Annotated in this window: 15 protein-coding genes and 1 pseudogene; all 16 read right to left on the bottom strand. The window is 57.1% G+C overall.

Going from position 1 to position 20,201, the window contains the following annotated elements:
• Positions 1-281 precede the first annotated feature (281 nt).
• The 16 genes and pseudogenes from IB226_RS03350 to putP all read right to left on the bottom strand — a co-directional run bounded on the left by IB226_RS03350 (position 282) and on the right by putP (position 20,079).
• A complete protein-coding gene (locus IB226_RS03350; RefSeq protein ID WP_192233570.1) occupies positions 282-1,034 on the bottom strand; it encodes a hypothetical protein in 753 nt (250 codons plus the stop codon).
• Positions 1,035-1,049: 15 nt separating this feature from the next.
• Positions 1,050-3,548, bottom strand: a pseudogene (locus tag IB226_RS03345) (type VI secretion system Vgr family protein).
• Positions 3,549-3,627: 79 nt separating this feature from the next.
• Complete coding sequence (yiaA, locus tag IB226_RS03340; RefSeq protein ID WP_101764063.1) at positions 3,628-4,065, bottom strand: inner membrane protein YiaA; 438 nt, start codon at positions 4,063-4,065, stop codon at positions 3,628-3,630.
• Positions 4,066-4,100: 35 nt separating this feature from the next.
• Positions 4,101-6,704, bottom strand: a complete 2,604-nt coding sequence (tssH, locus tag IB226_RS03335; RefSeq protein ID WP_192233568.1) for a type VI secretion system ATPase TssH — start codon at positions 6,702-6,704, stop codon at positions 4,101-4,103.
• Between the two features lie 383 nt (positions 6,705-7,087).
• Complete coding sequence (gene hcp / locus IB226_RS03330; RefSeq protein ID WP_064741351.1) at positions 7,088-7,579, bottom strand: type VI secretion system effector Hcp; 492 nt, start codon at positions 7,577-7,579, stop codon at positions 7,088-7,090.
• Positions 7,580-7,583: 4 nt separating this feature from the next.
• A complete protein-coding gene (locus IB226_RS03325) occupies positions 7,584-9,275 on the bottom strand; it encodes an OmpA family protein (RefSeq protein ID WP_192233566.1) in 1,692 nt (563 codons plus the stop codon).
• A complete protein-coding gene (gene tssL, locus IB226_RS03320; protein ID WP_101764060.1) occupies positions 9,272-9,946 on the bottom strand; it encodes a type VI secretion system protein TssL, short form in 675 nt (224 codons plus the stop codon). Before tssL ends, IB226_RS03325 begins: the two co-directional genes overlap by 4 nt.
• Positions 9,943-11,283 (bottom strand): type VI secretion system baseplate subunit TssK, encoded by a 1,341-nt coding sequence (gene tssK, locus IB226_RS03315; RefSeq protein WP_192233564.1) that lies wholly within the window; start codon positions 11,281-11,283, stop codon positions 9,943-9,945. The genes tssL and tssK overlap by 4 nt, the downstream gene beginning before the upstream one ends.
• Before the next feature lie 14 nt (positions 11,284-11,297).
• A complete protein-coding gene (gene tssC, locus IB226_RS03310) occupies positions 11,298-12,845 on the bottom strand; it encodes a type VI secretion system contractile sheath large subunit (RefSeq protein ID WP_192233562.1) in 1,548 nt (515 codons plus the stop codon).
• A gap of 29 nt (positions 12,846-12,874) precedes the next feature.
• Complete coding sequence (gene tssB / locus IB226_RS03305; RefSeq protein ID WP_101764057.1) at positions 12,875-13,372, bottom strand: type VI secretion system contractile sheath small subunit; 498 nt, start codon at positions 13,370-13,372, stop codon at positions 12,875-12,877.
• Between the two features lie 368 nt (positions 13,373-13,740).
• Positions 13,741-14,529, bottom strand: a complete 789-nt coding sequence (phoH, locus tag IB226_RS03300) for a phosphate starvation-inducible protein PhoH (RefSeq protein ID WP_101764056.1) — start codon at positions 14,527-14,529, stop codon at positions 13,741-13,743.
• A gap of 72 nt (positions 14,530-14,601) precedes the next feature.
• Entirely contained in the window at positions 14,602-14,805 is a 204-nt protein-coding gene (locus tag IB226_RS03295) for a hypothetical protein (protein WP_192233561.1), read from the bottom strand.
• A gap of 297 nt (positions 14,806-15,102) precedes the next feature.
• On the bottom strand, positions 15,103-16,380 hold the full coding sequence (gene efeB / locus IB226_RS03290) for an iron uptake transporter deferrochelatase/peroxidase subunit (protein ID WP_192233559.1): 1,278 nt from the start codon (positions 16,378-16,380) through the stop codon (positions 15,103-15,105).
• 2 nt (positions 16,381-16,382) lie between these two features.
• Complete coding sequence (gene efeO / locus IB226_RS03285) at positions 16,383-17,498, bottom strand: iron uptake system protein EfeO (RefSeq protein ID WP_192233557.1); 1,116 nt, start codon at positions 17,496-17,498, stop codon at positions 16,383-16,385.
• Between the two features lie 54 nt (positions 17,499-17,552).
• A complete protein-coding gene (gene efeU, locus IB226_RS03280; RefSeq protein ID WP_176970390.1) occupies positions 17,553-18,386 on the bottom strand; it encodes an iron uptake transporter permease EfeU in 834 nt (277 codons plus the stop codon).
• A 208-nt stretch (positions 18,387-18,594) separates the two neighbouring features.
• The gene (gene putP / locus IB226_RS03275; RefSeq protein WP_192233556.1) at positions 18,595-20,079 is read right to left on the bottom strand and encodes a sodium/proline symporter PutP; all 1,485 of its coding nucleotides are present in this window, start codon (positions 20,077-20,079) and stop codon (positions 18,595-18,597) included.
• Positions 20,080-20,201: the final 122 nt, after the last annotated feature.

The following is a 20,201-nucleotide window of genomic DNA, read 5'->3' as shown; positions in this document are numbered from 1 at the left end:
AATGTCAGGATCTTATCGTAAACAATTTCAGATTGAGCTAGTTTTGTCTCGGCAGATGCAGAAACTACGCTCTCAATAGTCTTACTACCCGGCATGGTGGTGCAATACGGCAGGTTGAATATCGGATGACCCGTTAACGAGGAGGATGCTTACATTCAGCCCTGACTTGAACACTTTTTGGTGAAAGACTGCTTCGAAATTGAGGACTCCCGTTATCACTAAAAAAACAAGCAACATCTCGCGTTGGTTCTTTTCCATTCTTCATATTAGTGAACATCCTGTCAGTTAGAAATGTACTTTATTTTTCTAGGTTTGATACTTTCATTACAATGAAAACGATCATCTATTGACGCACTATTCAATACTAAGTCGTCATCATTGATAAAATTATAATCACCTGAATTTAATGGCGCCTTATGACTATAGTAAAACTCACTCAAAATACTTGTTTTAGTAAGTACAGAATCACTCATGACCATGATGGAAATATTTGGACCAGCAACTTTCATAAAGGAATCCTTTGATGAGTCATTTACATCCTGAAAAGATATAAAGTGAGTAGAATTACCATGCTTATAGTTAATATCCCTAGTAGGATATGCAATGATATTATCTCCAGCAGAGTAGATAAATTTACCAATAAAAGATAAAACATCATTACGCTCACTGATAGAAACCTCATTCTGAAGTTTTTTATCACTGCCCTCTATTCCAGCGAGCTTCTTAATTCTTTTATTTGTGTCATTGTAATATACAAATCCACCACTGCTACAACTCACATAATTTTCAAAGGTGAAAAAACGATGATCATCTATGCGATAGACAACTTGCGGATCAACATCGTTCTCAACACTCCTGATAGCCCGACCGCCAGAACCACTTGGAAAGCCATAACCAAAACTTCCACCTACAGTAGCTGCTATCATAGGTAATACAAAATTCCAGACAACAACCATAACAACTGCTAGAGAAATTAATATAGCTAATGTTATTTTCTTTCTTCTGCTCATAGTTTTACTTTCAGTATTAACCATTGTAATACCCCGATGTTATTTTAATGCCGGATTAAATGTCAGGATCATATCGTCAACAATTTCAGATTGAGCTAGTTCTGTCTCGCCAGAAGCAGAAGTAACACCCTCAATCACCTTACCTCCCGGCATGGTGATGCGGTAAGGCAGGTTGGCTATCGGATGACCTGTTAACGCATTTGTGACGACAAACTTTTCATCAAAAGTTTCTGGTGAAAATGACTTCATCACGCTCTGCATATTTGCTGCTCCAGCCTTACTGATACCTGCGTTTTTAACCAGCAGCCTGCCCGGTCCGCCAATCTCCACGTTGCCGCCTTTCAGCTTTATATAACCGCCGCCACAAATCAGCGTCAGCTCATCCTGCGCCGTCACGACCAGCTTCCTGCCGCTCGAAATATGAGTGTCCTGCGTTGACCAGGTCGTCACGTTTCCGCCCTGCGCCTGCACGTCGATATCGCCCCGGGAAGTGAACAGCTTCGCGCCCTCGCGGCTGTACAGGCTGATTTGTTTGCCTGCCGCCACGGTAAGGTCCTTCTGCGCGCCCAGGTCCATCTGCTTTCCGGCGGTCAGCGTCAGGTTATCCTGCGCCGACAGCTACATATCCCCGCCGCTCACCAGCGCCACGCCCTGCGGCGCGCTGCCCAGCAGCACTTCCTGCTGCATGTCTTCTATCTTTTTCTGCAGCAGCGCCTGCTGACGCGCCACGTCCGCCGCCAGCGCCTGTGCCTGCTGCGCGCTGGCCGCCAGCGACTGCATTTCCATCAGCGCGGCGGACAGGCGCGACAGCACCGGCTGCATCTCCTTCTGCTTACCTTGCGCACCTGCCTGCCCGTCCGCGCTGATAAACAGCCCTTTGTTCGCGCGAATGGCGCCCCAGCTGTCGGTGCGCAGCTCGAAGCCTTCACCGCGAGCCTGCCTTTCACCATCCACCAGATGACCGAGGTTGAGCTGACTTTTACCGCCGTATTCGGTGCTGAGCTTGATGTGCTCCTGGCCACGCGTGTCGTCGAGGCGCAGCTTGTTGTTCGACGGCGTGCGCAGCACGTTGCGCCTGTAGTTGCGGATGGTGACGTGGTCCGCATGGGATGAATCATGCAGCACGCCCGCGATGTACGGGCGGTCCGGGTTGCCGTGCTCGAAGCCAATCGCCACCTCGGTGCCCGCCAGCAGCGGCAGGTGCAGGCCGTAGGTGTCGCCGGCGAACGGGCGCGACTGGCGCACCCACAGGCTTTCATGCCCGCTTTCCCAGCCCGCGCGGTCAAACAGCATGCTGACGCGATAGCGCCCGTCGCGGTCAATGTGGCCGTAGGTGTCGTTGGTGATGGTGCTGGTGACGCGCGCCGGCAGGGTGCCCGCCATCACCGGACGCGGTGCCGGTTCCGGGCGGTAGCTATAGCGGCCTTCTGCCGGGATGCCCTGAAACAGGGTTTCCATGCTGCTGTCGCGCGCCGCGCGGCACACAAGCGAGGTGATAACCACGCCGCTGCGGAACACTTCCGCCGCGTTGCCGCCGCTGGCGCGCACCACCACGCCGGGCATCAGCGTCGCGCTGCTGGATTTGGCGCTGAGCCGCGTCTGGCCGTTGAGGTAGCGCTCGTGGCGCAGCCGGGCGTAGAACGCGCCGCTTTCAGTCGCGGGACTGGCGCTGTAGGCCTCGCCCGCCTGCAGGTAGTTATCCGCCCAGTGATAGGCTTCGCCACAGGTGGTGTCGTCGCCGCCGGTGACGTCGGCCTGCGCGTTCATGTCGGCGGTGGCGTCGCGGTAGTTGTAGTCGCGGGTGCTGACGGTTTTCTCCACCACCCGGAAGCGGCTTTCCATCGCCCACACCGACTCCACGCCGCTGTCGTGCAGGCCGGACGGCGGCACGGCGGGCAGCGTCAGGCCGGTTTCATAGCCCTGCGGGCCGTCGTAAAACTCCACCACGTCGATGTTGAGGCGCGTGTCGGTGGTGAAGCGGAACCAGATGCCCACCTCCGCCAGCAGGCGCGAGACGAAGCGGAGGTCGTCTTCGTCAAACTGCATCACCTGCTCGCGCTTCGGATAGTCGCGGCTGAGGGCAAACACGAAGTCCTGACCGCGCATGCCGTGACGGTCGCGCAGGATGGATTCGACAATCTGCGGCACCGACATGTCCTGCCAGATGGCGTTCTGCCGGGTGCGCGAAAGCAACGCGAGTCGCGGCTGCAGCGTGATGGCGTAGCGCGCTTCGTCGGCGGACACGCCGAGCATATCAAAGCCGGTCACCACGCCCTGCACCACGCGCAGCGGTTCGGCCTTGCGCAGCAGGTCGGCGAGGCTCTGCGGCGACGGCTGCAACGCCAGTGACGCGGTTTTCATCAGCATCGCTTTGCGGTTGATATTTTTATCCACGCTGGTGAAGATAATTTTCCAGCTGAACGGCGCGCTCAGCGCCTCTGTGCCTTCGAAGCTCAACACGTCAAGCGGTGAGGCGCTGTCCGTGACCTTCAGCCGGTGATGGCTGTGGCTGAACAGGGTAATGGTCGTATCTGTCATGATTAAATCCTTTTAATTCGCTGTTCTGACATTAACTTTCTCTCGCGCCTAAAGCGGCTGCGGGAATATTAGGTAAATGTCAGGCCTGAGGTTCCTGGCTTTCCTCAGTAGCGTTTTCAGTCACGCTGTGCATACCGTCACGGGTGTTTTTCTGTACCGCTACAGCACCGAATAACGCCATGAAAAATGACACGCCGTAAAAACCTTTTTCGCTTGGCATTAGCGTTGCATTCCACAGCCCAGCAACCAGCAACACCACGGCAATAGTGAAGGCCAGCAGGCAAACCATGTGGTAAAGCTGCGTGGTCGGGATGCCTTCCAGACGGTCGCGTACGGTTTTTTGCAGCGAAACCGCCGTGAACAGTCCAAGGATCAGCACCGCGAAGTAATAGCCTTTTTCATTAAGATGCATCTCCGCGCGCCATAGACCCGCCAAGTAAACCAGCGTGCCGCCGAGCATGGCAATCCAGGAAATCGCGATAAACGCGGGTGAAACGGGGATATTCTGGGTTTTCATACACACTCCTTGTTATTAAAAAGAACGTCACATGTTCAGAAGATAAAGCTCACTTCGCCTTCATCATTAGTGTCCAGCGTCAGGCTGTTGCTCAAAGTACCGCTGGCGCGGTGCTGCAGAATCATCTGGCTCAGCACCGGCAGGATTTGCTGATTCAGCAGGCTGTCGACGTTGCGCGCGCCGGTGTCCGGCAGCAGGCAGGCGTCTGTAAGCATGTCGTACAGGCCGTCGCCGATGGTGGTGCGGATGCCGTAATGGCGTTGCAGCCGTTTGCTGACCTGCTTCAGCTTCATCTCCACGATGATTCGCATCGCCTCGCGCGCCAGCGGGCGGTAAATCACCGTCTGGAAGCGCGCCATCAGCGCGGGCTGGAAGTGATCGCGCAGGATCGGGCGCAGGCACTCCTGAAGGTCGGATTCGGCTGCTTCGGGCATTTCTTCCAGCAGCTGCATCAACTGATCGCTGCCGAGGTTCGAGGTCATCAGAATCACGGTGTTGCGGAAGTCGATTTCGCGCCCTTCGCCATCGCGCATAAATCCACGGTCAAATACCTGATAGAACAGGTTAATCACTTCACGGTGCGCTTTTTCCACCTCGTCGAGCAGCACCACGCTGTACGGACGCTTGCGCACCGCTTGGGTGAGGATGCCGCCCTGGCCGTAACCGACGTAGCCCGGCGGCGAGCCTTTCAGCTGGGAAACGGTGTGCGCTTCCTGATATTCGCTGAGGTTGATGGTGATTAATGATTTCTCACCGCCGTACAGCAAATCAGCCAGCGCCAGCGCGGTTTCGGTTTTGCCGGTGCCGCTGGTGCCGACCAGCAGGAACACGCCCTGCGGACCGTTTTCGGAGGTGAGCCCGGTTTTCGAGGCGCGCAGGCGCCGGGCGATGGCATTGAGCGCCGCGTCCTGTCCCACCACGCGCGTGGCGAGCTGGTTTTCCAGCGCCAGCAGTTCGGCCTGCTCGTCCTTCATTAATGAGGAGAGCGGCACGCCGGTCCAGTCGGCAATCACGCCCGCCACGATGCGCGCGTCAACATCGGCGGTGAGCAGCGGTTCGCCGGGCTGCAGCGCGTCGAGGTCGGTCTGGAGCTGTGCGATGGCGCCGCGCTGGCTGGCGTCTTTGCGCCCTTCCAGCAGCTCTTGCATCAGCGACTGCACAATGCCGTAGCGCTGTTCCAGCGCCTCCAGCTCTTCATCGGTTACCGCAATCAGACCGGCGATTTCTGCCAGCCGTTCCTGTGACACCGCGCCGCCCAGCGCTTCGTCGTCGAGGATGGCGCGCTGCTCGATGTTCAGCGCATCGAGCTTCGCACGCAGGCGGGTGATGGCTTCCGGCACCGTGTCCTGGCCCATGCGCACGCGCGCGGCGGCGGTGTCGAGCAGGTCAACCGCCTTGTCCGGCAGCTGGCGTCCGGTGAGGTAGCGGCGCGACAGCGTGACGGCGGCGCGCACCGCCGCGTCGGTGATATGTACGCCGTGATGGTCGGCGTAGCGCGACTTGAGGCCGCGCAGCATCAGGCACGCGGTGTCGTCGTCCGGCTCGTCCACTTTCACCATCTGGAAGCGGCGCTCCTGCGCGGCGTCCTTCTCAAAATACTGTTTGTACTCGCTCCACGTGGTGGCCGCGATGGTGCGCAGTTCGCCGCGCGCCAGCGCCGGTTTCAGCAGGTTGGCCGCGTCCGCGCCGCCCGCTGAATTACCCGCGCCGATGATGGTGTGCGCTTCGTCGATAAACAGCAGCACCGGATTCGGCGCATTCTGTACCTCGGTGATGATGTTTTTCAGGCGCTGCTCGAATTCACCCTTCACGCCCGCGCCCGCCTGCAGCATGCCGAGGTCCAGCGTGTGCACGCTCACCGGCTTCAAACTGTCCGGCACGTTGCCTTCGGCAATGCGCAGCGCCAGCCCTTCCACCAGCGCGGTTTTGCCGACGCCCGGCTCGCCGACCAGAATCGGGTTGTTCTTGCGGCGGCGCGACAGGATATCGACCATCTGGCGGATTTCATTGTCACGGCCAAATACCGGATCGATTTTGCCGCTGCGTGCGTCAGCGGTAACGTCGCGGGTGAAGCGGGCAAGCGCTTCGGTTGATGGTGTTTTGCTTTCGCCTGCGGTGGCGGATTGTTCGAGGGTGCTGACCGGCATCTCCGGCTGCTCCGCTTCGGCACGCTCGTCGGACTGCGCTTCCAGCATCGGCTGTAAACGCTCAAGCTGGCTCATGCGCAGGCTCAGCAGCGGCCACAGACCTTCGCACTGTGCAAGTTTTGGCTGCTCGGACAGCGCCATCAGCAGATGCATGCTGCGAATTTGCGGGGAATTATCAGATGCGGAGGCCATTAGCCACGCCTGCTTCAGCAGCGCTTCCAGCGAAGAAGAAAGCTGCGGACGCCCTCGCACCGCGCGTGGCTGGCGGTCGAGAAACGCCAGCAAATCCTGCCAGATGACATCCATGTCCCATTCATAGCGGCGGGCAATCACCGTGATGTCGCCCTCGCCCTGCTCGAGCAACTTGAGCAACCAGTGCTCCGGCTGGATTTCAGCGTGGGCGCGGGTCTGGCATAGCGACGCAGCGGCTTCCAGCGCCTGCGCGCAGAACGGGTTGAGGCGACGCAGTAAAGCGGCTGACTGACTGTCCATAGCAAAATTCTCCTGATTGGGGGCACGCTACCGCCCGTCGCCGTGAACCAAAGCGCATAAGGCAGCAGGAAAAATGGGAAATGACTTGTGATTTCACCCGCTTCGGATGGAATCACCAGGCATCTGGCCTGGTCGCATAGCGTCAGTTATTTTTGAAGGTCAACACCGCGCAATGAATTGCGCAGCTACAGAATGTGCGCCCTGCAATCCCTGTTGCCAGCATCCACCGGGCTGCAAAAAAACAGCCCGGCGGAGGGATTACGCTAAATAGTTCATGTCGCAGGAAGGCGGCAAGCGAGTGCAGCCCCGGGAGCTTACATAAGTAAGTGACCGGGATGCGCGAGCGCAGCCAACGCACCTGCGGCGCGAAATATGACGCGTAATCAGGCGGTGGCGCGTTCGTTCCATGAATCGGAATGAATAATGTTGCCGTCTTTGTAGGTCCAGGTGATTTTTTCGTAGCGCAGCTCAATCTGCTCCAGATGGTTGTGTTTCTCTTTCGACGGGTCCTTAACGTCGTGCATCACCGGATTGACCTTCACCACCTTCACGTTTTCCAGCTTGGTGTTGAAGTACTCCACTTCCTGGCCGGCGTCGCTGATGCGATACCACTTGAACTCGGCAGACTTCAGCGTCTGGCCGGTGGTAACCGCTTTGTAGAGGTACGGGCTGGACGAGTCGATTTCCTTGGTGAACAGGAACGGCGTGTGAATGCGCGTGCCGGTCAGCTTGCCGGTGTTGTTGTCGGTCGGGATGTACAGGTTGTGTTGCTGTGCCACCACTTCGATGCTGCCTTCACGGTCCTGCACGTCCACCGAGCCCTTGATGTCCGCACCGCCGTCGTCCTTCAGCCACAGATAAACCGGAATTGCCATGTTGTTACTCCTTTTCTTCATGATTGCCGTCACCATCCTGTGATGACGGAGGGATTGCGTCCGCTGCCTGGCAGGCGTCGGCCTGCGGCACCAGACTGATTTCAACGCGCCGGTTGGCCGCGCGACCTTCGGCGGTGTCGTTGCTCGCCATCGGACGGCTCTGGCCGAAGCCCTGCACCGCAAAGCAGCTCTCATCCACGTCGCCGGTGTCGCGCATCCAGTCGCGCACGGATTCCGCCCGCTTCAGCGACAGACGCTGGTTCAGCGCCGGATTGCCGGTATCGTCGGTATAACCCGCGACCACAATCAGCCAGCCCGGCTTCGCCTTGATGCCGACCAGCGCGTTGACCAGCACTTTGGTTGAGCCGGTTTTCAGCTCGGATTTGCCGGAATCGAACAGCGACATCGCGTCCAGCCGTACCAGCGTGGGTTGTGGTTTCGGCTTTGGCGCAGGTTTTGGCTTAGGTTCCGGTATCCAGGTACTAATGGCGTGCAGCACCGGCAGATGCAGATGCCCGCCCTGATAGAGCCCCAGACTCAGGCGCAGCGGCGCGCCCTGACGCGCATAGTTGTCGAGCTGACTCGCGTCCTCGCGCAGCACCTGCACAGCAGCGAGCTTCGGCGCGTAGTCGGTCATAGCAATGCGGTTGTAGTGTTCGAGGTCGAATACGATGCGATGGATTAGCGACTGGTTGTTCCAGGCCACCGCACAGAGTGCGATGACTGCGGCAACGGCGAAGGCCGTGATCGCCGTGCGCAATGCGCGGATGCGCGGCGTCAGGCCACGGCCTTCTGGAAGCAGCGGAAGGATAAAGTCAGGCAGGATGACGGCTATGTTCGCTGCGGTACCGGCACTGCGGATAGTGGTGTGCTGCCACAGCCAGGCGCACCACAGAGAGTCATTGCTGGCAACCGGCATAGCGGGTTGCAGCTGCAACACATATGCGGCGGGTATCACGGCGGCGACATCACTGTGCGCCTCTGTCAGCACGCGCAGCACATGCTGACGCGCCCACGCATCCAGCGAGTTGAGCAGGACCTGCTGCTGCATCGCCACGTTTCCACCCAACTGCAGCCATTCGCTGGTACCACGCGGTGAGGTGTCGTCCTGCCAGATTTGTGGGCTATTTCCTGCCAGCTGAACCTGCCAAAGTGGTGCAGCGCACTGCGCCATCTCGCCGGCAACGCCGATGTTAAGCAGCAGCGGCAGCGACTGACGGGTTTCACGGCGCAGTAACGCAATTTGCCAGCGCAGAGCAAACAGCGCATTTTCCAGCGCTGCGCTGTCCTGCTGTTGCTGTGGACTGATATTGAGGCAGATTGAAATCTGGCGGCCCCAGTCGGGACGTTGCAGCAACAACTCACGCACGTTGTGCTGGAGTTCGCTGCTATCGGCAACGTGAATAAAGCAGCCGTGCGGCAACACGCGTACCGGTTCCACGTCCGACAGACCACTTGCATTGCAGCAAAGCACCACCGGCTGCCGATAAGCTACATCGGGCAAATCAGTCCATTCCTGACTCGTCACATGCTTGCGGCGGCGCAGCACTCTAAACGTTACCGTGCCAGCCAGCAGCAGTATCGCCAGCAACACGAGGAAATCGCTGCTGCGCGTAAAGCTCAGAAACTGCGTGCATAGAACCGCCGCAAGCAGCCAAATCCAGAGCACCAGCAGGCGTGGAAGCAGCGTCGTCATCCTTTGACTCCGGGCAGCAGCGTCGTGATGAGGTGATCGAGCCAGTGATTCAGCCCCCACCACAGCGCGGCCAGCAGCAGCGCGGTCAGGCCAAGACGTGCAGGCCAACTGCTTAACCAGCCCGCTCGCAGCCCACCACTTGCCAGCGATAACAACGGCGCATCCGCCGGACGCGTGAAAGGTGGTACGCGTTTAGTCAGCGCGCTCACCAACTGCTGGCGCGCGGGCGCATCAATGGAGGTATAACCACCGAGAAAGCCCAGCATCATTACGCGGTGAAAACAGGTCAGCACCATTTCGTCGGCTTCCGGCTGCGCCAGCACCCGCTGCATGCGGTCGCACAGCGTTTCGCCTGCATCCATGGTCTGTAAAAAATGGCCCTGTAGCGGCATGTGATACCACTGCACGCAGGCATCATCCTGCACGCCGCGCCCTTTAACCGCCTCATCCAGCAGCGCGCACTGCGCCAGCAGAATGTCATGGCGGCTCTCGCGGCTGACGCCCGCGTCACGCAGCGCCAGCTGCACCCGCTCCGCATCACTGACGCAGCGCTGCCACAGTGCCAGCCCTTCGCCATCGGCAAATTGCGGGCCGTGGCGCAGGCTGATTACCTGCAGCCAGGTGTTTTGCAGCAGCGCATCAATATCGATAGTTTTTGCTTCAGTACTCATGATCTCAGCACCGCGAAGAGTTCCAGTTCCGGGTCACCCAGCGTGCCGGGGACGTAAAACATGCAGCTGCCGCTTTCGAGCATGGCGCGTGCTGCCGGATGCGACAGATCCAGCGAGAAATACTGGTTCTCCAGGCGCAGTGGAATAGCGGCCGGTACGTGACTCAGCGGCTTAAGCGGAATGCCCAGTTGCGAGCTGTTGACCAGCGCAGTCACGTCATCCGGGCTGCCGACTTTGCACTGGCGCGGGAACTGCTCCTGCAGCTGCGCCACCGGCAGCGGCGAGCGCACCGACAGGTAGAAATCGGCTTCCTCGCGCAGGCGTGGATCATTGAGTCGCGCCTGCCACTGGCGCAGACGGCTGTCGTGCGTCATGTCGATTGCCACCATGCGCGACGGCAGGCTGGCTTCCAGCAGCGTGCCGAGCAGGCTGAAAAGCGGTGGGAACACCTCATTCAAATTTTCATGGCGGTAAGCCGGAATGGCGCTGACCTGATGTTCCAGTGAGAACGTCAGCAGACTGCCCGCCAGGCGCGCCAGTTCGGGATAAAGCCGTTCCGGCGGGCTTTGCGGATGACGCTGAAAATCGGCCAGCAGTGGTTCGGCGCTGTTTAGCGCGTTGAGTAGCCAGAACAGCGACACGTCGGCGACGGCAAAATCCGCCATGCGCTGGTTGCTTTCGCGGCGCATCGCCATCAGACGTACCAGCCGTGCGCGCAGCTGCGTCACCAGTTGTTCAAGTGCCGTCATCAGCCACGGGCTGGATTGCAGGGTGAGCAGCGGTGGCAGGAACTGGCTGTCCAGCGCCCAGCCGCCCTGCGCATCCTGCTGCAGACGCGCCACCGGACAGGTCAGCCAGTCGCTGTTGTCCTGATGTGCATAACGTAGCGTCAGTTCAGGCTGCAATACCGCAACCTGCCGGGTATCGTCCCCGAACAGGTTGCGGATATCGCGCCAGCGCTGGCGGAATCGCACCGGACGCTCCGCCACGTCGCTTTCCTGCAGGCAGTTGCCGCCGTTGGCGTACAGCTGCGGCAGCGCCAGAACAACCGTCACTTCCTTATGCTCCGCCTCAAGCGTCAGCGTCGGTGGCAGCGGATCGGCGTTGTTTGTATCCACCAGCGTGCCGTCACTGAAGCGCAGATGGAGATGACGCGGTTGCAAACGTCCGCGCTTTAACGCTTCCGGCTCAAACTCAACCTGAAATACGCCCCACGGCTGATTAAGCCCCATGCGCGCGATGCATTCACTTTGCCACGCCTGCCAGGCGGACTGCTGCTGAAAGTGCTGGGGCGAGATCATCGTGCCCCGGCCCCAGAGTGGTTGTTCTGTTTTCATCCCTGAGTTCCGCCTTACGCTTTAGCTTTCGGCATCTGCGACACCAGCGACAGGTTCACGTCCATGCCTTCCACCTGGAAGTGCGGGATGGCGAACAGCTTGACGCGGAAGAAGCCCGGGTTGTCCTCGATATCTTCCACCAGCACTTTCGCATCGCGCAGCGGATGTGAAGACTGCAGCTCGTCGCCCGGATCGGTCATCTCGGTCACCAGCGTGCGCACCCAGGTGTTGAGTTCCAGCTCCAGCAGACGGCGATCTTTGGTGGTACCGATGTTTTCGCGCTGAATAAGCTTCAGGTAGTGCGCGATGCGCGACAGCAGGAAGATGTACGGCAGACGTGCGTTGATGCGGCTGTTGGCGGTGGCATCAGCGGTGTCGTAGATCGCCGGTTTCTGCGTTGAGTTGGCCGAGAAGAAGCAGGCGTAATCGCGGTTTTTGTAGTAAGAAAGCGGGATGAAGCCGAGGTTGGCGAACTCGAACTCGCGGGTTTCCGGGATCATCACTTCAGACGGGATTTTCACCTGGTTGCCGGTGCCTAAATCGTAGAGATGGATCGGCAGATCCTGCACCGCACCACCGGCCTGCGGGCCACGAATTTGCACACACCAGCCGTTGCTGATGAAGCTCTGCACCATGTTGGCGGCGAAGGCGAACGACGCGTTAGTCCACAGGTATTTATCGTGGTCCGGACCTTTCACTTCTTCGATGTAGTTGAAGCTGCGCACCGGCACGGTGTCCGGGCCGTACGGCAGACGACCAAGCACTCGCGGCATGGTCAGGCCGATGTAGCGCGAGTCGTCGGTGTCGCGGAACGACTTCCACTTGATGTATTCGGCGCGGTCAAAGTAGTTGCCGATATCTTTGATGGCAGCCACTTCTTCCATCGACTCTTTGAGGAAAAACTGCGGGCCGACCGACCCGATAAACGGCATGTGCGCAGAGGCCGCCACTTTCGACAGGTTGCGTAGCAGCGCCACGTCCTGTGCAGAGGCATCAAACTCGTAAGCAGAAATCACCGCGCCAATCGGCTCGCCGCCCGGCGTGTCGTATTCGGCGACGTAGGTTTGCAGATAGAGGCCGCTCTGGATGATTTCTGGCGCATCTTCGAAATCCTGACGCAGATCGTCTTTCGACACGTCCAGCACTTCGATTTTCACGTTCTGGCGGAAGTCGGTTTTATCCACCAGCGACTTCAGGCCGCGCCACGCCGACTCCACTTTCTGGAATTCATCATGGTGCATCACCGCATCGAGCTGGCGGCTGATCTGGCGGTCCAGCTCGGCGATATGGTGATCCAGCAGGTTTTTATCCAGCTTTTCGACTTTCGCACCACTGATTTTCAGGCGCGTCAGGAATACCTGCATCGCGGCTGTCACGCGCTCGTCGGCGGTGGCATCAGACATCGCCTGATTGTCCTGCCAGACGTTGAGATCACTCAGCTCTGACACCGGATTGAGGTTGATTTTTTCAAACAGCGACGCGTAGACGCCGCCCGCAGCCGGGCGATCCAGCACGGTGGTTGCACCATTGGCATGGGTTTCATTCTGAACTGACATCAGCATTCTCTCTCTATAGTCCGTTACGGGGATGATCAGGCTTGATCGGTGGCTAACGCAGACAGCTCGCTGCGCAGTTCATCGCTGAGTGCCGGATCTTTCAGGATGGCTTCCAGCTCTTTGCGGAAAGTGACGTTATCCAGCAGGTTGGATTTAAGGTCGCGCAGCAGGTTGCGCATTGCCAGCATGGCACGCAACTGAGGGATTTGACGGGCAACCTGCTCCGGCTCGAAGTCCTTCATGTCGCGGAAGTTAAGCTGAACGTTCTCTTCGCTGCCGTCACCGGCCAGGGTGTTCGGCACGGCAAATGACACCGCTGGCGCGATATCGGCCAGCACGCTGTTGAAGTTGTTTTTGTTGACGTTGATTTTTTCGCGTTCAGACAGCGGGCGGTCTTCCGCGCCGTTACTGAAATCGCCGGTCACCAGCAGCTTGAGAGGGAGCTCGGTTTTCTTCGCCGCTCCACCGGTGTGCAGGTCTAGCTTGAGGTTGATACGGGCTTTAGGGATTTCATTCTGGTAAGAGTTGCTCATGTTTACTCCTTGTAAAAATGGCGCGGAAAGCACGCGTAGGCACACTTTCCCTGTGTGTTACCGCGCGAATATATAGCTGGAATTTTAGGAAGGCAATAAAGCGAGATGATCTTTGCGGTTTGATTTATATAGGAAATTTATTATGATTTGAGTTAAGCCCCTGATGCACCCTGATAAAGTGACTAGGATTGTTCCTAAAATTATTTTTGACCTGGAGTGTCATTTATTACCAGAGATACTTTTACAGGTATCAATAATACAATGGCGCTAATTGTTACCGCTGGGGGATGGTGTCAAGCCGAGGGCGTAAACCATAAAAAACCCGGCGCGCGCCGGGTTTTGCTTAAGCTACATTCTCAATCAAACGGTTAACTGTAAGCGTGCAGCGTGCGTTGGCACAGCGCTGAACGGACGCAATCCTCTTTGCCGAAACGCACCACGCCGATCATCTCATCCTCTTCGAAGCGCGCTAACGCATCGGCAAGGCCAGACCTGGCGTGGGATGGCAGGTCGCACTGGGTAATATCGCCGTTGACGATAACCGTCACGTTTTCCCCCAGGCGAGTCAGGAACATCTTCATCTGTGCGGCGGTGACGTTTTGTGCCTCATCAAGGATCACCACCGCATTTTCAAAGGTACGTCCACGCATGTAGGCGAAGGGCGCGATCTCTACCTTGGCAATTTCGGGCCGCAGGCAGTATTGCATAAAGGAAGCGCCGAGACGTTTAACCAGAACGTCATAGACCGGTCGGAAATAAGGCGCGAATTTCTCGGAAATATCTCCGGGAAGGAAACCGAGATCTTCATCCGCCTGCAGAACCGGGCGCGTTACGATAATCCTTTCGATATCCTTATTGATCAGGGCCTCAGCCGCTTTGGCTGCGCTAATCCAGGTTTTTCCGCAGCCGGCTTCACCGGTGGCGAAAATAAGCTGTTTCGTTTCTATGGCATGGAGATAGTGTGCCTGAGCTTCATTTCTGGCTTCAATCGGCCCGCGGTCACGTGCATCACGTGCCATACCAATCGAATCCAACCCACCCATTTGCACCAGCGAAGTGACCGATTCTTCTTCACGCTGACGGTGACTGCGAGAGTCGCTACGAATAACGCGTCTTGCTTCACGACGTGCTTTGATCACTGCTTTCTGTCTTCCCATAGTGGCACCTTACAGTTGGTTTCATTTATCGCGGCGGATCACCCGCGGCGATGACTTGAACGCTTTAGAGGTTTAGTTGGCTTCCTTGTAAGCCGTGTCGAGCCAGTGAGAATGGTGTGCATCAGCGCCGAGACGCAGGCGCGCACCGGTAAAGAAAATGAGATTGAACAAGAACGATGTTTGAAAAATAGCGAGGTTACGTTGGAGGGAAGAAATCCCCCGCAGTGGACTGCGTGTGGTGAAACTATTTAACTGTCCCAAAGAGAGACGAATCATGCGCGAACTCCAGTGGCTTAGCCACACAACTGACAACGCTTATGAATAAAGTGCATCATATTTGCGGTGGTTTGCAACATTATTTTTACGTAGCAGTAAAGAAAAAAAGATAAGCGAAGCCTAAGGTCTTTTACCTTAAATTAAATTTCCCATATTTATCATATAGATGATTTATTAACGGGTAACATAACTTTTTAAGAACATTCGGAAGTGATTACTTCCAGCGGAAAGTTTAAGGAATACTTAACAAATGCGCCTGCGAAGCGGTGACCATCGCAGGCGCTGCACATTTATTAATCAGGCCTGCAATAAAGGTTGCCCGAGATAATGGTTTTTATCCACCACGCCCGGCAGCGCGAAAAAGTATCCGCCGCCAATCGGGCGAATATATTCTTCCAGCGCTTCGCCATTGAGACGCTGCTGTACGGTAATAAAGCCCTTGGTTAAATCATACTGGTAGCAAACAAACAATAAACCCATATCCAGCTGACCCGAGCCGGTAATACCGCTGGAATAGCTGTAACCGCGCCGCAGCATCAAGCTGCTGTCGGTTTCCGGCGTGCGTGGATTGGCGAGACGAATATGCGCATCCAGCGCGATAAAATCGCCATCGGGATCTTTGCTGTAATCCGGTACGTCATGCTCGTTTTTCATACCCAGCGGCGCGCCTGATAACTTCTCACGACCGAAGATGGTTTGCTGCTCGCCGAGCGGCGTACGGTCCCACATCTCTACATGAAAACGGATGATACGCACCGCCTGATAGCTGCCGCCGTGCGTCCACGCCGGTTCCTGCTGTTCGTGCGTGACCCACAAGAGTTGATCCATCAATGCCGGATTATGCGTATCGGGATTGGCGGTACCATCTTTGAAACCCAGCAGGTTGATCGGCGTTTCTTTGCCGTTGCTGCGCGCCGCGTGGTCGGCAATAAAACCGTCGCGACGCCAGCGCACCGCCAGCAGATCGGGCGTGCGTTTGATGATGTCGCGCAGCGCGTGAATCACCGTATCCTGGGTGTTGGCGCAAATCTGGAGCAGCAGGTCGCCATGGCACTGTTCCGCATCCAGCGAATCGTTGGGAAAACGCGTCATGGTTTGCAGCTGCGCAGGCTTGTGTTTGCTTAAGCCGAAGCGCTCATCAAACAGCGAGGTGCCGACCGATAACGTCATGGTGAGATTGTCGGGCGCGATATCGGCACCGAGAATTCCCGAATCCATCGGCGGCAGTTGCGGATTGGTGACCGCCGGCGCCGGTCCACCTTGCGTGAGAAAAGCGAAGCGATCGGTTAGCAAGCGGAACAGACGTTCAAGCTCGGCTTTGTCGCTCGCCAGCACATCAAACGCCACCAGCATCATGGATGCCTGCTGCGGCGTGACGATACCGGCCTGATGGGCGCCGTAAAAAGGTTGCGCCTGCTGGCGCGAGTTGGGTGCAACCGTGCCGGGAGAGAAGCTATCGGCGGTTGCGGTATGGAACGGACAACCGCCGCCGAGGGCGGCTGCGCCACCCAACATGCCTAATCCCTGCAATAATCGACGACGCGACGGCTGCGCCGCGTCATTTTTATCACTCATGATCAGTCGAGACCCAAGGTTCCACGCAGCAGTGAGAGATCTTCCGCCAGCGTGGTAATCGGGCCTTTCAGCGCGTTACGGTCAGCGGTAGTCAGTTTTTCGTACGATTCAAAGCCATCTTTGGTGCGATATTTGCTGAGAATGCCGTCGACTTTCCTGAAGTTAGCATCCACTTTCGCCAGCAGCTGCGGGTTGTTTCTCTGCAGCAGCGGACGCAGCAGATCAACGATTTTCTGCGCGCCATCGATGTTGGCCTGGAAGTCGGAGAGATCGGTACGGCTGTAACGATCCTCTTCACCAGAGATCTTGCTGGAGGCCACTTCTTCAATCAGACCGGCTGCGCCGCCAACCACCTTCGCCGGTGGGAACGCCAGTTCGCTGATGCGGGTTTGCAGATCGAGCACATCCTGATTTAGCTTGCTGGCGAACTCTTCGGCACCTTTGGTGGTGTTATCGGCGAACAGGATTTTTTCCAGGCGGTGGAAACCGGTGAATTTCGGATCTTCATTTTTCTTCTCGAAGTCATCTTCACGCGCATCAATGCTGCCATCCAGATCGGAGAACAGCTCAGCAATAGGTTCAATACGCTCGTAATGCACGCGCGTAGGTGCGAATAGCGCTTTGGCTTTCTCAATGTCGCCGGCTTTCACCGCATCGGTAAACGCTTTGGTGCCTGCTACCAGCTCTTTCACTTCATTCATCACGTAGACTTTGTAGTCGGCGATCGGGCCAACCAGCTCCAGCACATCCGGTTTACCGTTTGCCGCTTTCTTCGCATCGCCGCTCACCACCAGCTTGCCTTTCGGGTTGCTGAGCAGGCCGCAGGTCATGTCATATTCGCCCGCTTCCAGATTAGCGGTGATTTTCTGGCTGAAGCCAGGCGCGATGTTTTCACGCTCTTCCACCACCATCACCCCTTTCAGGATTTCCCACTCCAGCGCTTTCTGGCTGTTGTTTTTGATGATGAACTGGGTTTTACCGGCCTGCACGTTGAGCGACATCGGCTCACATTGTTTGTCCGTCACGGTGACCGTGACTTGCGGGACGGCAGCAGTAGCCGCACCGGAAAGCGCCAGCATAGCAACCAACAGCGCCTTGCGGCGGAAGCGAATCGTCATAGTGATATCCCTGTTACATGGAAGAACAGGCGCGCAATCGCGCCTGATTAAATTTCAGCGTGTGGTACGTGCCGCGTTGACTGAAGGCCGGGCCGGGAAGAAAAACAGCAGCAGCGCCGGGATGAGATAGGCAAGCCACACCGCCACTTCGCTTACGCTTGGCGTTTCCTGGTAACCTAAAATCCCTTCCAAAAGCGTGCCGAACACCGAGTGCGTTGAGAGCGTGTTGCTCATATCAAACGCTACATCCTGGAAGTGATTCCACAAACCGGCCTCATGGAAGGCGCGAATGGCGCCGGCGGACAACCCCGCTGCGACAAACAGAATGAACAAACTGGTCCAGCGGAAAAAGTGCGCCAGGTTCAGGCGAATGCCGCCGTAATAGAGCAAAAAGCCCAGCGCCACGGCGGTTGCAAGGCCGAGCACCGCGCCGAGCGGCGGCGCATAACCCACATCTTGCGTGAACGCGGCCAGCAGGAAGAACACCGATTCCAGCCCTTCACGCGCTACCGCCAGAAACACCATCAGCACCAGCGGGAAGCCGCTGCTGCCCTGCTTCTGCAACGCCTGATCGACCGATTTTTCCAGCGTGGCTTTGATATTGCGCGAAACTTTGCGCATCCAGAACACCATCGACGTCAGGATCACCACGGCAATCACCGCGACAATGCCTTCGAACAGCTCCTGCTGTTTCTGAGGAAACTCACCGGTAGTTTCATTAATAAAGATGCCCAACGCTAAGCAGAGCGCGGCAGCGATAAATACGCCGGCCCACATGGCGGGAAACCATTGGGTGCGCTGGGTGCGTTTGAGATAGCTGGCAATCAGGCTGACGATGAGCGCTGCTTCCAGACCTTCGCGCAGCATAATGAGAAAGGGAACGAACATCACCAACCTCTTGAATTTTAAGAAGGGTAAACCTTAGGTAAAAAAACGTAAAGTGCGAACGATAGTGATTATCATTACTGAAGAGAGAAATACAAGTCACTGCAGGAAATTAATTTTGTTTTGCGGATGGGGGAGCGGGTTTTAGAGGGTGCGCACTCCTGCGCACCCGGGGGTTCATCAAACACGTCGCCATCAATGGCGATAGAGGTTACTTGCTGTGGTATTGGGCTTCGGCGGCAGCAAAGCGCTGCTGTGCCGCTTCTGATGGGCCGCGACCCAGCAAGCTAAATACCACAATCGCGATACTGGCGAACGCGAAGCCTGGGATGATTTCATACAGCTCGGCGTAGCCATAATCTTTCCACAGCAGTACGGTTAGCGCGCCAATCACCATACCGGCCAACGCGCCGTTGCGCGTCATGCGTTTCCAGCACACGCCGAACAGCACCACCGGACCAAAGGCGGCACCGAAGCCAGCCCACGCATAGCTCACCAGACCTAACACGCGGTTTTCCGGGTTGGCAGCCAACGCGATAGCAATCAAGGCAATCAGCAGCACCATTAAGCGCCCTACCCACACCAGCTCTTTCTGGCTGGCGTTTTTACGCAGGAAGCCTTTATAGAGATCCTCGGTCAGGGCGCTGGAGCACACCAGCAGCTGGCAGCTTAAGGTCGACATCACCGCGGCGAGAATCGCTGAGAGCAAGATACCGGCAATCCACGGATTGAACAGAATACGCGCCAGTTCGATAAAGATACGCTCGCCGTTCTGGCTTACGCCCGCCGCCTGATCGGGATGGTTCTCGAAGTAGGCGATACCAAAGAAGCCTACCGCCACCGCGCCACCCAGGCACAGGATCATCCAAATCATACCGATACGACGCGCGCTGCGGATGGTGTGATGCGAATCGGCCGCCATAAAGCGCGCCAGAATATGCGGCTGCCCAAAGTAGCCAAGTCCCCAACCGAGCAGCGAAATCACCGCGACAAAGTTCAGCCCTTTCAGCATATCGAGGTTTTCGAGGCTCTTCGCCCTGATCACCGCCAGTGAATCATCCAGGCCGCCGACGGCGACAATCACGATAACTGGCGTCAGAATCAGCGCAAAAATCATCAGACTGGCCTGCACGGTATCGGTCCAGCTCACCGCGAGGAAACCGCCCACCAGCGTGTAGAGGATGGTGGCAGCGGCACCTGCCCACAGCGCGGTCTGGTAATCCATACCAAAGGTACTTTCAAACAGACGCGCGCCGGCAACCACGCCAGACGCACAATAGATAGTGAAGAAGATCAGAATCACCACCGCCGAGATAACGCGCAGCAGTTTGCTGTTATCTTCGAAGCGGCTGGAGAAGAAGTCTGGCAGAGTTAACGCATTATCATGATGCTCGGTCTGCACGCGCAGACGGCCCGCCACGATGCGCCAGTTCAGCCAGGCGCCAATAATCAGGCCGATGGCGATCCAACTTTCGGAGATCCCGGACAGGAAAATGGCGCCCGGCAGGCCCATCAATAACCAGCCGCTCATATCGGAAGCGCCCGCAGAGAGCGCGGTCACGACGCTCCCTAAACTGCGCCCGCCGAGAATATAGTCATCGAAGCTTTTGGTTGATCGCCAGGCGATGAAACCTATCAGCACCATCCCAAGGATATACACTACAAAGGTCACCAACATCGGTGTACTTACACTCATGAGTCTCTCCACTTATTATTTGATCCATCAAGAGAAATCTTTTTGATCAGCGCTGTCGGAACGGGACAGCAGCCTGGTTTCACCGCATCCAGAGAAAGCGATTTCTCTTAAGGCGCGGTATC

The sequence above is a fragment of the Pantoea sp. PNT03 genome (assembly GCF_014852515.1).
Taxonomy (GTDB): Bacteria; Pseudomonadota; Gammaproteobacteria; order Enterobacterales; family Enterobacteriaceae; genus Pantoea; species Pantoea leporis.
This window is presented reverse-complemented; position numbering and strand designations above follow the sequence as displayed.

What these genes read in the sequence shown, in the direction of transcription:
- IB226_RS03350 (WP_192233570.1), bottom strand. Translation starts at nt 1,034, where the DNA reads ATGGTTAATACTGAAAGTAAAACTATGAGCAGAAGAAAGAAAATAACA.
- yiaA (WP_101764063.1), bottom strand. Translation starts at nt 4,065, where the DNA reads ATGAAAACCCAGAATATCCCCGTTTCACCCGCGTTTATCGCGATTTCC.
- tssH (WP_192233568.1), bottom strand. Translation starts at nt 6,704, where the DNA reads ATGGACAGTCAGTCAGCCGCTTTACTGCGTCGCCTCAACCCGTTCTGC.
- hcp (WP_064741351.1), bottom strand. Translation starts at nt 7,579, where the DNA reads ATGGCAATTCCGGTTTATCTGTGGCTGAAGGACGACGGCGGTGCGGAC.
- IB226_RS03325 (WP_192233566.1), bottom strand. Translation starts at nt 9,275, where the DNA reads ATGACGACGCTGCTTCCACGCCTGCTGGTGCTCTGGATTTGGCTGCTT.
- tssL (WP_101764060.1), bottom strand. Translation starts at nt 9,946, where the DNA reads ATGAGTACTGAAGCAAAAACTATCGATATTGATGCGCTGCTGCAAAAC.
- tssK (WP_192233564.1), bottom strand. Translation starts at nt 11,283, where the DNA reads ATGAAAACAGAACAACCACTCTGGGGCCGGGGCACGATGATCTCGCCC.
- tssC (WP_192233562.1), bottom strand. Translation starts at nt 12,845, where the DNA reads ATGCTGATGTCAGTTCAGAATGAAACCCATGCCAATGGTGCAACCACC.
- tssB (WP_101764057.1), bottom strand. Translation starts at nt 13,372, where the DNA reads ATGAGCAACTCTTACCAGAATGAAATCCCTAAAGCCCGTATCAACCTC.
- phoH (WP_101764056.1), bottom strand. Translation starts at nt 14,529, where the DNA reads ATGGGAAGACAGAAAGCAGTGATCAAAGCACGTCGTGAAGCAAGACGC.
- IB226_RS03295 (WP_192233561.1), bottom strand. Translation starts at nt 14,805, where the DNA reads ATGATTCGTCTCTCTTTGGGACAGTTAAATAGTTTCACCACACGCAGT.
- efeB (WP_192233559.1), bottom strand. Translation starts at nt 16,380, where the DNA reads ATGAGTGATAAAAATGACGCGGCGCAGCCGTCGCGTCGTCGATTATTG.
- efeO (WP_192233557.1), bottom strand. Translation starts at nt 17,498, where the DNA reads ATGACGATTCGCTTCCGCCGCAAGGCGCTGTTGGTTGCTATGCTGGCG.
- efeU (WP_176970390.1), bottom strand. Translation starts at nt 18,386, where the DNA reads ATGTTCGTTCCCTTTCTCATTATGCTGCGCGAAGGTCTGGAAGCAGCG.
- putP (WP_192233556.1), bottom strand. Translation starts at nt 20,079, where the DNA reads ATGAGTGTAAGTACACCGATGTTGGTGACCTTTGTAGTGTATATCCTT.